General features: G+C 57.3%; 9 protein-coding genes. 1 reads left to right on the top strand and 8 read right to left on the bottom strand.

Features of this window, described 5'->3' with window-relative positions; genetic code table 11:
- Together ACH518_RS13940 and ACH518_RS13945 are read right to left on the bottom strand one after the other, a co-directional pair.
- Positions 1-2424, bottom strand: coding sequence for a TonB-dependent receptor (locus tag ACH518_RS13940; protein ID WP_445370519.1), 2424 nt, complete (start codon positions 2422-2424; stop codon positions 1-3).
- The gene (locus ACH518_RS13945; protein ID WP_445370520.1) at positions 2421-3494 is read right to left on the bottom strand and encodes a HupE/UreJ family protein; all 1074 of its coding nucleotides are present in this window, start codon (positions 3492-3494) and stop codon (positions 2421-2423) included. The genes ACH518_RS13940 and ACH518_RS13945 overlap by 4 nt, the downstream gene beginning before the upstream one ends.
- Before the next feature lie 443 nt (positions 3495-3937).
- Between ACH518_RS13945 and ACH518_RS13950 the strand changes: the two genes are divergently transcribed.
- Positions 3938-4429 carry a cytochrome P460 family protein gene (locus tag ACH518_RS13950; RefSeq protein WP_278212053.1) on the top strand — a complete coding sequence of 164 codons (492 nt, stop codon included), beginning with the start codon at positions 3938-3940 and terminating at the stop codon, positions 4427-4429.
- Between the two features lie 22 nt (positions 4430-4451).
- Here ACH518_RS13950 and ACH518_RS13955 read toward each other — a convergent pair whose 3' ends face one another.
- The 6 genes from ACH518_RS13955 to ACH518_RS13980 form a co-directional block, all read right to left on the bottom strand.
- Positions 4452-5399: a histone deacetylase family protein gene (locus ACH518_RS13955; protein WP_445370521.1), complete on the bottom strand. Its 948-nt coding sequence runs from the start codon at positions 5397-5399 to the stop codon at positions 4452-4454.
- Between the two features lie 419 nt (positions 5400-5818).
- Positions 5819-7183, bottom strand: coding sequence for an ATP-binding protein (locus ACH518_RS13960; RefSeq protein WP_445370522.1), 1365 nt, complete (start codon positions 7181-7183; stop codon positions 5819-5821).
- Positions 7184-7282: 99 nt separating this feature from the next.
- Positions 7283-8458 carry an EAL domain-containing protein gene (locus ACH518_RS13965; RefSeq protein WP_445370523.1) on the bottom strand — a complete coding sequence of 392 codons (1176 nt, stop codon included), beginning with the start codon at positions 8456-8458 and terminating at the stop codon, positions 7283-7285.
- 19 nt (positions 8459-8477) lie between these two features.
- A complete protein-coding gene (locus tag ACH518_RS13970; RefSeq protein ID WP_445370524.1) occupies positions 8478-11159 on the bottom strand; it encodes a molybdopterin-dependent oxidoreductase in 2682 nt (893 codons plus the stop codon).
- Between the two features lie 10 nt (positions 11160-11169).
- Positions 11170-12393: an NAD(P)/FAD-dependent oxidoreductase gene (locus ACH518_RS13975; protein ID WP_445370525.1), complete on the bottom strand. Its 1224-nt coding sequence runs from the start codon at positions 12391-12393 to the stop codon at positions 11170-11172.
- Between the two features lie 63 nt (positions 12394-12456).
- Positions 12457-13770, bottom strand: coding sequence for an alginate export family protein (locus tag ACH518_RS13980; protein ID WP_445370526.1), 1314 nt, complete (start codon positions 13768-13770; stop codon positions 12457-12459).
- Positions 13771-13785 lie beyond the last annotated feature (15 nt).

Consider the following 13785-nt stretch of genomic DNA (forward strand, 5'->3'; position numbering starts at 1 on the left):
TTAGTACTTAACGGATAAGCTGACATAGTAGGTGCGTTGCGCCAGCGGATTATTTTCGTAGACATCCTGGTCCAGAATATTATCGATACCGGCCGACATCGTGCTTTTCAGATTGTGGTATGTCGGCAGTCTGTAGTTGGTTTTGAAATCCACCAGCGTGTATTCGTCCGAGCCGTTGAATACGTTGGCTTCCGTATCGACGTTGGTAATTTGGTGGAACATGTCGCTACGGTAGCGGACCGATGGCGTGACATCCCATTCCGGCAGTATATGGTAAGTCGCCTGAACATTGGCCTGCAAACGAGGCGTCCGCGGCCACTCGTTACCGGCCAGCCCCGGCGCCTGGGGATTCTTGACGATTTGCTTGTTCAGGAAAATGGTATTGGCTGCAAAATCCAGCGGCAGGCCGAACAAACCGTATTTCTGATACGTCAAATCGACACCGATCGATTCGGTTTGCCCGATGGCCAGATAGGTGTTCGGCCCGTTGCCGCCCGCCAGCAGCGGGTTATAGGAAAATATTTCGTCGTTGATTTGGTCGTAAAAAAAGTTGGCCCTGACCAAGCCCTGGTGCAGGTCGTACTGAACCATGAAATTATGAAAATAACCATTTTCCGGCCCCAGGTTTGGATCGGAGAATGTGGTTCCGGCGACGGTATTCTTGCTGGCAAACAATTCTTCAGCCACCGGAAAACGATAGGCTTTGGAGAACGAATAACGCAAAGTCCAATTGTCCGGCGAATACTCGATCGCGGCTTTAGGCGAGATGCGGGCCTGGCTGCGGTCCTCGTAATTCTGGATGCGCCTGACGTCGGTAGCGCTACGGTTGTAATTGTAAAAATGGCCGCCTATCGTCTGAAAATGATCGTAGCGCAAGCCCGCCATTACGCTCCAATCCGGCAGGAAACGCCATTCGAGCTGCGAAAACAAGCTGTTGGTCTGGGTTTGTCCGCCCGAGTCGCTGATTTCGTTACCGCGCATGCCGCTCGCATAAACGCTGCTGTCATAGACCCGGTTATTATTGTTGCCGTGCACCAACTGGTAGCCGCCCATAAAGGATAAATCGTCGCGGCCGAATAACTGGTCGGTGGCGAGTTTCAGGTCGTAAGTTGCCCACCAGGTACTGACATCGGTGATTTGTCCCGGCAACTGGCCGGCGACCAGGGCGTTGGGGTCCAGTTGGGCGCCCCTGGATTGCAGGCTGGTATCCTTAAAGGCGTCGTAAAAGCTGGCCGTGGTGTCGATATGCCAGCGCTCGCTGATCTTCCCTTTCAGGCTCAAGCCGTAATTCAAGGCTTGGCGGTTCTGTTCCTGCAAACGGAAGCCATTCAACGGCACCGTGAAGTTATAGCCGTCTTGCGTATAGTAATTGGTAAAACGTCCGTTGTTGTTGGTGCTATTGCTAAACAGGGTTTGCCCGGTGGCAGAGCTTTTGGACAGGGCCAGCGGATCGTTGTTGTATCTGTTGCGTTCTTCGTAGGCAATAGTAAATCGAGCCTGCAAGTCGTCCGTCAGGTCGTAAGAGGTTTTCAGTTTAAACAAATCGGTTTCGGCCCGATCGATGCCCGAGTCGCCGAAAATAAAATTCCGGCCGCCGGTCGGGCTCGGAATCAGTTGTGCCCCGGTGACCGGGATGGCCGTGGCGCCGGCCGCCAGATTGCTCGGTAAACCGCGCGAGGCGGTTGATGTGCCGATCGGGTCCATCGGTTGGCCTTGGTTTTCCATGTGGTTGTATGAGAGGTACACCCGAAATTTATCGATACGGTCGCCGCCGGAAACGAAGGTACGAAACCCCTGCAATACCTGATCACGGCCGCCGCGGTGCATGTCCTGAAAGATGCCGGTGGCGCTCATTTCCGCTTCGAATTTATCCGGCATGCGGGTGTTGAAATTGACCACGCCGCCGAAAGAGTGGCCGTCGTACTGGCTGGAAAATGGCCCGAACAGTACGTCGACCGATTCGATTTCGTTCGGTGCAACCATCGACCAACGCGGTGCGGCGGTGTGGCCGGCGTTAACCATGTTGTAAATCGGCATGCCGTCCGCGAATACCATGGTATGGGCAGACTGGGTGATATTCGAACCGCGCATCGCGATCGGTGCGTTCGCATCGCCCGGGTAGCGGCGACGGACGTTGACGCCGGGAAGGTAGCGCAACGCGTCCTCGATGGTAACTTCGTTGACTTTGGTTTCGATATCCGCCCGGTTTACCGTCAAACTTGGCGTGGCTTTGGCGGTGTTGGGAAACTTGGGTTTGCCTGTTTCGGAATCGACGACCACTTCGCTCAACGTTTGCACCGAATCCTGGGCTTTGTCTTTAGCGGGCGCGGTAGTAGTGCGCGGGTCTGCTTTAACGCTCGGTCCGACGACGGAAGCGATGGTAAACGCCAGTACGGTTTTGGCGAGTTGCTCTGGAATTTTCATGGGTATGCGAGCCTTGATTGCTGAATAAAATCGGGAAAGTACTCACTAGCGGCGGGTAGCATTGGCGATATCGCCGGAAGTTGCCGTTGCGCGGCAGCGGAGAAACTGGTGCAAACGCACTGAAAGCCGGGAAGGCTAAAAGCGGGAGATGGAGCAGGGGCCCATGCCGTCGAGGGCTGGGGCGCGAGCGGTATGGCGGACGAGGGTAGCGATACGGTAATGGCAGGCAATCGCGGCGGCGAGGTGCGACCGACGCCGTTACTGGCCATGCTCAAACCCGGCGAGTGGTTGATCTCAGGAAATAGCCGTCTGAAGCGGCAAGCAACCGCGGCCGGCGGCGCCGATTCGATTTGGGGCGGGAAGCATCCGGCGTCGGCAGGGGCCGTTTGCCTGAACCGCGCTTGAACCCGCTCCACGGCTTCGGTCTGCATCCGCTTGGAAACGGCGAGCAGCGCGTCCGGAATATTCACCTTTACCGCACCGATTGCAGGGGGTTGCGCCAGCGTCATCGAAAAAAAACAGCCGACCGCCAATATCACGCCTTTGGTGAAGACGATCCCGGCGCCGTGCAATAGCAAGGTTGCCGATACGAAACCGCACACGTACGAAATCAAACCGGCGGAAGCCGAAATCTCCTGGCCGTGGGCAAAGCCGTGGCAAAAACCGAACAATGCAACGATCGCCAAGTTGGTATTGGTGCTGAAGCGCAGGTTGCGCACGATCAATACGCCGAATACGGCGCATGACAGCAGCACAATCGTTTCGATCTGCGGCAGGTAGCAGCCGAGCGCTCCGGCCAGACCGCCCAGGCTCATGACACCGACGAACGTGGCCGGCAGCATCCAAATCGCATGCCCGCGTAATTGTGCGGCCCAGATGCCAACCGCCAACATCGTGACCAAATGATCGTTACCGGCAAACGGATGGGCGAAACCGCTGCTCAAACCGTCGCGTTCGACATTCGCCAACAAAAACCAGCCAGCCACTGCCATCAGCGCGACCAGCACCCATAGCCGGCGGCTATCGGCTGCTGGAATCACCGGGCTTGAGGAATGGAAGGTATCGCGCATCGTTGAGTTTATGAAGTTTGAGATTAACTTCACATTCTAAACAGCCGTTTAGGGATGGCGCAAGTTGCATAAGCCAACAAAACCATTCCCGCGGGCTAAGAGTCCGTCCCACTAGGGACCACGGGGAAAGACGATGCTGTTGAACGAAACGATCGCTCCGGCAGGCATTACCGGAGCGATAGAGTACCAAGCGAATCTGGATCGCAGCGGTGTTAGGTCAAGGATGGTGGGAGCGGGCCATGCCCGTGATCAAGCGCCTTCGGTCGCAGGCCTGGCCTAATCCTCCAGAGTTTGAACAAGCCGGTTTTTTGCTTAACTTAACGACATTGAGGGCGGCTGGCTGAAGAAATACTGGCCGGGCTCAGCGGTTTTGTATTGGTCGCCGCCCTGTGGAGCCGTTACAATCCGCGCCGCTGGTTTACATGACTATTAACGGAGGGTGTATGTACAAAACGATTTCCGGCGGCCGGCTGCTGGCCGCCGCTTTGATTTTGGTTGCCAATGGCGTTGCCGCCGAAACCGTGCCGGCGGCGAAACCGGAGCACGGTGAATATCGGGATTGGCGGCTGTTGGGCGTGTCGCTGCGCCACGAAAAGAACAGCATGCGGGCGATCGTCGGCAACGACGTCGCCATCAATGCCGCGCGGGCCGGCAAGACCAAGCCCTGGCCGGACGGCAGCATTATCGCCAAGATCAAATGGGCCGAGCGCAAGCATCCGAATTGGGAACAAGCCTCGGTGCCCGGCGAATTTACCGCCGCCGAAGCGATGGTCAAAGACAGCAAGAAATACGCTGAGACCGGCGGTTGGGGCTTCGGTATCTGGGAAGGCAAGACTTTGAAAATGTACGACAAGGCGCAATCAGCGCCTTGCTTCGCCTGCCACGCGCCGATGAAGGACGCCGACTACGTCTATACCCTGCCGAATCTGCAATAACAACGGATGGGAAAGAGGGCGGTCAAACGCCCTCGTTGCCCCAGCCCATCAAAGCCGCCACATGCGCGGCGACGCTGTTTGCCAGCGCCTGTAAATTGTAGCCGCCTTCCAGCACCGAAATCAGCCGTCCCTGACAGTACTCTTCGGCGATCGCTCGCAATTGTTCGGTCAGCCAATGGTAGTCTGCTTCCGTCAAGCGCAACGAGGCGAGCGGGTCGTCTTTGTGCGCGTCGAATCCGGCCGAAATCAAAACCAACTGCGGTGCAAATTTGTGCAGGGCGGGGAATACCGTATCGCAATATTTGGCCCGAATCACCTCGCCGTCGCTGCCGGTCGCCAGCGCCAGATTGAGGATATTGCCGGCACCGTGTTCCGAAGGATGGCCGCTGCCGGGGTAATGCGGCCATTGGTGGCTGGATATGTAGAGCACTTGCGGTTGGTCGTAAAACGCGGCCTGGGTGCCGTTGCCGTGGTGGACGTCGAAATCGACGATCGCGATCCGCTCCAGGCCATAACTCTTGCGTGCATACTCGGCGGCTATGGCCACGTTGTTGAACAGACAAAAACCCATCGGGTAGTCGGGCATGGCATGGTGTCCGGGCGGGCGCACCGCACAGAAGGCATTGTCGGCTGCGCCGCCGCAGACTTTATCCACTGCATCGCATACCGCCGCGACGGCCAGTAGCGCCGCCTGGCGCGAACCGGGCGAAACCACTGTGTCGGCATCCAGGTTGGTCAGACCGTGTTCCGGTATCTCGGCCAGCAGTTTGGCGATCATGGCCCGACCGTGAACCAACCCGATTTTGTCTTCAATGTCGTCCGGCAATGCCGCTTGTAGATGCGTCAGTGCGGCGAATTTCGGCGTCGCGAGCGCTTCGGCAATGACTCGCAACCGCTCGGGGCATTCCGGATGGGCCAGCCCGGTATCGTGGGCCAGAAAATCCGGATGGCTGTAATACAGTGTGCGCATAAACATACTCCCGCGAAACGTGCTTCAAGGTATTCGGTTTCGGTTTGGGTTCGCCTGGCTGCAGTTTATCTTAAAGTCGCACGAAAACTCTATGGATATTAATTGTTTACAATGTCCGAGCCGGCCGACGCCGCGATTGGCGCGGAATCGGCCCGGCCGTGGCTAAGGAATTCGGTTTATCGTTGCCATCAACTCGCCTGAGTCCGATAATTCGGCTTAAAATAAAGAAAAATATTTAATATCAATATCTTGTAAAACATTCTTGAAGTGAGTTACGGGATAAACTTAATGTTGGCTAAAGTGCTTTGTTACGAGTTTCCCGTGAAACTTAAAGCCATCAAAATCGTTCCGGAATCAAACACTCACGTTACGGATGGGGCTGGTGCAATCGCGGCGGCCGGCGAACGCCGATAAGAGTTTCACTGGCTTGCTTCGGCATTGACCGGCAGTTCAATGCGCAAGGTGGTGCCTTCGCCGACTCGGCTGCGCGCGCTGATTTCGCCGCTGTGTTTTTTGACAATGCCGTAGGAAATTGTCAATCCCAGCCCGGTCCCTTTACCGACCGGCTTGGTGGTGTAAAAGGCATCGAAAATCCGGTTCAGTTGCTCGTCGGCAATCCCGCAGCCGGTGTCGGAAATTTCTAGCCAGACCCGGCCTTCGCCGCTGCCGGTGGCAATGGTGATGACGCCCCGCTTGTCAATCGCGTATGCGGCGTTGACCAGCAAGTTGACGAAGACCTGATTCAGTTGGCCAGCCAAGCAATTGACCAAAGGCAGCTCGCCATAGTGTTTGACGATGTCCGCTTTGTATTTCAGTTCGTTGTAAACAATGTTCAACGCGCTATCCAGGTTGGCGTTGAGATCGGCCCACTGCCAGGCGTCGCCGTCGTGTTGCGGATGGGAAAAGTCCTTCAAGTCCTGAACGATTTTGGCAACCCGGTTAATACCGTCCAGCGAATCGTTGAGTAAATCCGGCGCGTCGTCTCGCAAGTATTCGAAGTCGATCCGGCGTTTGACCGAGTCGATTTCGGCACGCAGGACCGGGTCGGCCAGCGCTGCCTCGGCCTGTTCGTAAGTCTCGGCCAGGGCTAATAAGTCTTCGGTATATCCCTTCAGAGTATTTAGATTGGATTTGACGAATCCGATCGGATTGTTGATTTCGTGGGCAACGCCCGCAGCCAATTGACCGATTGATGACATTTTCTCCGATTGCAGCAACTGCGCCTGCATGTCCTGCAACTTGTGGTTGGTCGCGTCGAGCCGTTGGTTCTGCATCACGATAAATTGCATGACGTCTTGGGTTTGCTTCACCAATTGCCATTGCCTGACCATAGCATGGACCACTTGGCGGACGACCAAGTCGCAAACCGGTTGCTGTAAAATCAGCAACTGATCGCTCTCGCCCAGCGTTTCGGCGATCTGTGGCCAGTCAAGTCCCGGATCGGCATTGCAAAGCACCGCGTTCAAACCGGAATCCAATTCCCACAGGTGTTTTATCAAGGCCACGCCGCTGGCTTGCGGCAAAGGATGCAGCACAAAAACCAAATTAAACGGGGTATTTGCGGCCAAACCGTCGGCAATCGCCTGTGCCGCATGCGCTGTATTGCCGGACCAATGTACGGCGTAGCTCGGTTTTCCGGAAATTTGGCTGCTATCGGCCACTGCCGCCCGATTGAACAACCGGTTGAGGCGGGTTGCCAATTCCGGATCGCTGCCGACAACCAAAATCGCCGGCCTGTCGCTGTCGATCACCAGAATTTTCGATAAGTTCTCGTCGTCGCTCATCTCGCCGCCTTTGCATACTCCAGCCAGTTACCATGTCGCACTGATTATAGTAAAAAGCCGGCCGCGGCCAGTTGCCGGTGCAGTTCGGGACAGATGAGTCTAGTCACCTACCACAGTATCCACCAATAAAATTCGCTCATTGTCCAGGCGTAGCGCCAGGGTCTTGCATAGCAGGCTGGTTTCGAAATCGCGATAGCGTTCGGAGGTGACGATGCGGTTGCGATCGCCGCAGTTTTCCAGCGCCAGCAACTGAAAGAAGTACGGCCGCCAGGACCAGTTGAAGCCGATCTTGCGCGGATCGGTAAACCATTGGTTTTCGCTGAAATTGAAATCCGGCGAAATCTGGTCGCCCTGATTGTTGCACAGGTAAAACCGGATCACGCCGCTTTGGCTGAAATTCCAGCTGACCAGTTCGTTCAGGTTGAAATCGTCCTGTAGTGCTTGGGCCAAGCGGTAAATCAAAGCCTTGATGGCGTTGATCGCGTTGATTTCTTTTTGTACCCGCGGCAGCGTGTTTTTGACGAACTTGCTGCGTAGCGAGGCTGCGTGCTGTTCGAAACTGTTGATGGGCAGGAAATCGGCTTCGGCTTTGGCGAACAAAAAGCCCTGCATGAATTGGGCGCCGCAGTTCAAGCCGAATAAAAACTCCTCGTCGCTTTCCACGCCTTCGCAGACGATGCGGGCGCCGGTGCGCTGGCCCAGACGCGACATCAGATGCACGATGTCGGTGGCGATGCTGCTGCCTCTCGCGGCGCGCTTGAATAGGCGCATATCGATCTTGATGATATCGGGCTGGATTGCGATCACCCGTTCCAGTTGCGAGGAACCGGCGCCGAAGTCGCCGATCGCCACCCGCAGGCCGTGTTTGCGGTAACGCTGCACGATCTGTTTCAACTTGTGCGGATCGACGTGAGCGTCGGAGATTTCGACCACGATGCGCTGGCGGTCGATATTCAACTCTTCCAGCATGCGCAGGGTCGGCAAAGCATTGAGTTGGCGCAGATTCTCGATCCAAGCCGCCGAAATGTTCAGCGCCAGATAGGTTTGGCTATCGGCCTGCTGCGAGAATTTTTCCAGGGCTTGCCAGCGTACCTGTCGGTCCAGTTCGGTACGCTGTTTGATGTCGACATCGGCGGAGGAGAACAGGGCGCCGGCAGAAACCACATTGCCCTTGACATCGTATTGGCGGGCCAAGGCTTCGTAACCGACGATTTTGCTGCTGGCTATCGCAATAATGGGCTGAAAATAGGGAAATAGCGTTGATTTTTCTGGCATGGTCCTTGTGCGCGTCGAGTTAACCGGGCTGAGGCAAAAACTCCTTCAATTCGGCGACGCAGGAACCGCAGCCGCTGCCCGCGCCGAGGCAGGCGCTGATATCCGCCACGCTTTGTAACTTATGGGTTTGCACCGCTTGTTGAATGGTTTTCTCGCCGACATTGAAACACGAACAGACGATTCGGCCAATATCGGCTTCGCCTTTCGGCGGCTGGCCGCTGAGCAAGGCCAAACGTTCGCTGCGACTCAGTTCCGGTTTCGGGAACAAACTGCACAGCCAGCCCGGCTCCGGCAACTCGAAATCCGGTCCGACCAACAGACAGACTTCCAGTCGATTGTCGCTGACGTAGGCGCAACGGTAATAGCCGGCCTGCAGATCGCTGTATTCCAGCCAGTCGCCCGCCCCGGCCATGCCGTGCTCGGCAAACAATTCCCGGCTCCACTGGCGCCAGTCTTTACCGGCGCCGCTGCCGGCCAGCTCGTAACGGAAAAACTGGTCGCCGCGGATTTTGACTTGATATTCGCAATCCCGGATCGCCAACGGTTGCCGGGCCAGAATCGTCGCGTACCAAGTCGCCGGCCAGGCTGAGATCGTCACCGGAGTCTGCTTGCTTTCCGGCTGGCCGGAGTAGGGGTCCACCACCGGGTTGACCAAAGCCCCCATCCGGCCGTGGCTGCTCAGTTGAGCAGTCCAATGCATAGGGACGAACAAGCTGCCCTGGCGTTGACCGGCGCCGATTTCGACCCGCGCCAACATTTGCCCCCAACGGCTTTCGATGTGGGCCAGACTGCGGTGCTTCAGTTGTAAGCGCTCGGCGTCGGCGGGATGGATTTCGACGAAGGGCTCCGGCCGATGCGCGTTCAATTTGGCGGCCAAGCCGGTGCGGGTCATGGTGTGCCATTGATCGCGCAAGCGGCCGGTGTTCAGCGTGAACGGGTAGTCGACGTCGACGCTATGGCGCGGCCCGTGCGGCGCGACCGGAATAAATCTGGCCTTGCGGTCGGCAGTATAAAAAAGCTTGTCGTCGAACAGCTGCGGCCGGCCTTGCGGTCGGTCGCGGCTTACCGGCCACTGTACCGGTTGCAGGGCATCGAATTCGGTCTGATCGATCGCGGTAAACGCCGACAAATCGAAGTCGCGTAATTGATGTTCGGCGTCGTTCTCGAAGGCCGACAGCGCCGCATGTTCGCGAAAGATTTCGGCGCTGGATTGGTAAGCGAAGGCCTCGGTAAAGCCCATGCGTTGCGCCACCCGGCTAATGATCCACCAGTCGTGGCGGGCTTCGCCGGAAGCCGGGAACAACGGCCGTTGCCGCGAGATGCGCCGTTCCAGATTGGTCACGGTGCCGTCCTTTTCGCTCCAGCCGGTGGCCGGCAACAACACGTGCGCGAGTTGGGCCGTGTCGGTCTCGGCGATGCAATCCGATACCACGACGAATTCGCAGCCTTGCAGCGCTTGCTTCACCCGGTCCGCGTCCGGCATCGACACCACCGGATTGGTGGCCATGATCCAGACCGCCTTGACCCGGCCGGCGGCGACGGCCTCGAACATGTCCACGGCTTTCAGTCCGGCTTTGTTCGCCACGTGTTCGCTGTGCCAAAACCGGCCGACGCGGTCGACATGCACCGGATTGTCCAGGTCCATGTGTGCCGCCAGCATGTTGGCCAGCCCGCCGACTTCGCGGCCGCCCATCGCATTGGGTTGGCCGGTGAACGAAAACGGCCCCATGCCGGGTTTGCCCAGCCGGCCGGTCGCCAGATGGCAGTTGATGATGGCGTTGCATTTGTCCGATCCGGAGCTGGATTGGTTGATGCCTTGCGAATACACCGTGACGCTGCGTTCGGTTGCTGCGAACCAAGCGAAAAATTGGGCGATATCGGCCGGGTCCAGCTCGCAGCCGGCGGCGACCGCGGCCACCGAACCGGCGCCGGCCTCGGCTTGGCGTAGCGCCTCGGCGAAACCGTTGGTGAAATTGGCGACGTAGTCGTGGTCGATGCGGCCATCGCGCTGCAGGTGGCATAACAGGCCATTGAACAGTAGCGCGTCCATGCCCGGCTTCAACGGCAGATGCAGGTCGGCGATATCGCAACTGGCGGTGCGGCGCGGATCGACGACGACGACTTTTAACTGCGGATTGCTTTCCTTGGCTTTGCGGATGCGTTGAAACGCAATCGGGTGGCACCAGGCGGCGTTGGAACCGACCAGCACGATCAAATCGGCCAATTCCAGGTCTGCGTAACTGCAGGGCACGGTATCGGCGCCGAAAGCGCGTTTATAGCCGACCACAGCCGACGACATGCACAAACGGGAATTGGTATCGATGTTGGCCGAGCCGATGAAACCTTTCATCAGCTTGTTGGCGACATAATAGTCTTCGGTCAGCAATTGGCCCGACACATAAAACGCGACCGCGTCCGGTCCGTGTTCGGTGATGATCTGCCGGAAGCGGCCGGCGACGTGATCGAGCGCACTATCCCAATCGCAACGTTGGCCGTTGACGGCAGGGTAGAGCAAGCGGTTTTCCAGCGTGACGGTATCGCCCAGCGTGGCGCCCTTCGAACAGAGTTTGCCGAAGTTGGACGGATGTTCCGGATCGCCTTTGATGGTGACCCGATGCGCAACGGGATCTTCGACCGTGGCTTCGATGCCGCAGCCGACGCCGCAATAGGGGCAGGTGGTTTTAACGGTTGCTGGAGTCATGGCTTAACGGTTAAGCGGCGGCGGCCAATGGCGTCTGGCCGAACATCAGGCGATCGCGGATCGCAGCGATCGGCGTCTTGTCCTTGACCAGATTCAAATACCAGGCGCTGTCGCTGGTGTCGCCGTACAAGATCACGCCGATCACGATATCGCCGCGCAATACGATTTTCTTGTAGACGCCGAGGCCGTGGTCGATCAATTGCAGAATTTGGCAGTCGGCGTCGCCCTCGAAATCGCCGACCGAAAACAAGTCGATGCCGGTCACTTTCAGCATCGTCGCCGAGGACAGAGTTTGGTAAATGCTGCCGTCATGACCCGACAATTGGCGGGCGCAGACTTTGGCTTGCTCGTAAACCGGCGCCACCAGACCGAACAATTCGCCGCGGTGCTGGACGCATTCACCGACCGAGAACACCCGCGGATCGCTGGTTTGCATCAGGTCGTCGACGATGACGCCGCGCTCGCATTGCAAGCCAATGCGCTCGGCCAAGGCGATGTTCGGTTTGATACCGGTCGACATCACCAGCAAATCGGCCGGCAGTATTTCGCCGTTACTGAGCTGCACCTGTTGAATATGGCCGTCGTCGCCGAGGATGCGATCGATGGTACAGCCCAAATGAAATTTTATGCCCTTGTCCGCTAATTGCTGTTGCAAAAAGCCGGCCGCCTGCCTATCCAGTTGTTTGTTCAATAAATGCCCGGCGCGGTTGATGACACTGACCTGCATACCGCGTTGCAACAGGCCGTTAGCCGCTTCCAGGCCCAGCAAGCCGCCACCGAGAATCACGGCGTGCGTCTTACTCGCTGCAGCGGCAATCATGCTCTGCACGTCGGCGATATCGCGAAAACCCAACACGCCGCGCAAGTCGCGGCCGGGGATATCCAGCATCAACGGCAGGGAACCGGTGGCCAGCAATAAATAATCGTATTCCGCTTCGGTGCCGTCCTGAGCCACAACCCGACGCCGGTGACGGTCGACGCCGACTACTGCTTTATCGGTACCGCAGTACAAGGTGATGTCGTGTTTGCGGTACCAGTCGAAATCGTGAATCATGATCTCGGCGATGCTTTTGGCGCCGAACAATACCGGAGTCAACATGATCCGGTTGTAATTGCCGTGCGGCTCGGCGCCGAACACGGTGATTTGATAGCGTTCGGGCGCCAACTGCAGCAATTCGTCGACGGTACGCATCCCCGCCATGCCATTGCCGATGACTACCAGTTTCAGTTTCATGACTATATCTAACAACTGTGGAATCGATACCGGCCGGGCATTTGCCGCCCGGCCGGCGGGGACTTAGAAGCTGACGTTGGCTTGCAGCCAGATTCTTTGGGTGTCGGTATATGCAGTGTTCTCGGTATTGAAGTTGGCGTACTTGGCTAACAAGGAGTAGTGCTTGCCGAATTTCTTCAAGATCGAGAAATCCCATTCGCTACCGTACTCGATGCCGCCGGTATCGTCGTAGAAGTCGTGGTAGACGCCGGTGACGATCAGGCTGTCGTTCATCATTTTGTACGTGGCGGTGGCGAACACGTCGCGAATACCGGCGGCGGGCGTGGTCAGGAACAAATCCGCCCAACCCTGGAAGGCGTGGTTGGTACCCAACGGGGTCTGGAAGGATTTGTAGGTGGTGCCGTTGGTGGTAACGCGGTTGCCGGTGTAGCCGTAACCGTTGAGCTGCTCGATGGCGCCTTGCAGACTCAGGTTGAAGGCGCTGACGCCACCCATGAAATTGAAGCGGTCCGCTTGGTAGTCGTTGGGGTTGTCGCCGTAGTCGAGCTGGTTGCTCCATTCGGCGGTATACAGAAAATTCACCCGATCGAAAAACTGCGGCGACTTACCGTCAAAACGCAGGCCGTAGGTTTGCGACGATTTGTGGTAGTTCTCGCGTTGCCGATAGTCCAGCCAATAGCCGTAACCGATCAGATTGCCCCAGTCGTTGACCTTGTAGTTCAGATTCAGGATCGGGGCGTTGATGGTTTCGGTTTCGCCGAAGATGTTTTGAATGTGGTCGAGATAGCCGGCGTTGACGGTCAGGCCGAAAATGGTCTGATTGTTGTGTGTCAGCAGTATCGAGTCGTAAGTCATCTCCATTTGCCGCCAACCAACGTTACCGATGAAGCGGTCGTCGTCTAACTTGATCCGTTGCCGGCCGACTTTGATCAAGGTGTCGGGGATGCCTTTGTAACTGAGCCAGAATTGATTCAATTCGCTGCGGTCGGGGTCGGCCACCAGCGAATAATCGCGATGGCGGTTAGTGGTGGTGCCGCCTTGGTCGTAGTCTTCCTGCAAGGCGTAGTTACCTTCGTATTCGGCATAGGCCTGGAAGTCGTAGAACGTCGGCGACAGCAAACCCAGCCGCAGGCGGGCGGTGTTGGCGTTTGCGGTCTCGACCCGGCGCGGCGCCTTGCCCGGAATGACCGGACCTTGGTCCTGGTCGAGGTTTTCCCAGCGATAGTTCAAATCCATTTTTACCGCGCCGTTACTGCCGTAATGGTAAAAATTCAGCGCATCTTCCACTTCCTTGGTCAGGTCAGCGGATGCGGTGGTACTGGCGATTGCCATCGACAGTAGCGTGGCGGTAGGTAGTTGATGTTTCGGTAATGGCATATAGATCCCCTAAGC

Source organism: Methylomonas sp. HW2-6 (genome assembly GCF_052474525.1).

Bases quoted from the DNA above. Each gene is read 5' to 3' on its own strand.
- ACH518_RS13940 (WP_445370519.1), bottom strand. From the start codon at position 2,424: ATGAAAATTCCAGAGCAACTCGCCAAAACCGTACTGGCGTTTACCATC.
- ACH518_RS13945 (WP_445370520.1), bottom strand. From the start codon at position 3,494: ATGCGCGATACCTTCCATTCCTCAAGCCCGGTGATTCCAGCAGCCGAT.
- ACH518_RS13950 (WP_278212053.1), top strand. From the start codon at position 3,938: ATGTACAAAACGATTTCCGGCGGCCGGCTGCTGGCCGCCGCTTTGATT.
- ACH518_RS13955 (WP_445370521.1), bottom strand. From the start codon at position 5,399: ATGCGCACACTGTATTACAGCCATCCGGATTTTCTGGCCCACGATACC.
- ACH518_RS13960 (WP_445370522.1), bottom strand. From the start codon at position 7,183: ATGAGCGACGACGAGAACTTATCGAAAATTCTGGTGATCGACAGCGAC.
- ACH518_RS13965 (WP_445370523.1), bottom strand. From the start codon at position 8,458: ATGCCAGAAAAATCAACGCTATTTCCCTATTTTCAGCCCATTATTGCG.
- ACH518_RS13970 (WP_445370524.1), bottom strand. From the start codon at position 11,159: ATGACTCCAGCAACCGTTAAAACCACCTGCCCCTATTGCGGCGTCGGC.
- ACH518_RS13975 (WP_445370525.1), bottom strand. From the start codon at position 12,393: ATGAAACTGAAACTGGTAGTCATCGGCAATGGCATGGCGGGGATGCGT.
- ACH518_RS13980 (WP_445370526.1), bottom strand. From the start codon at position 13,770: ATGCCATTACCGAAACATCAACTACCTACCGCCACGCTACTGTCGATG.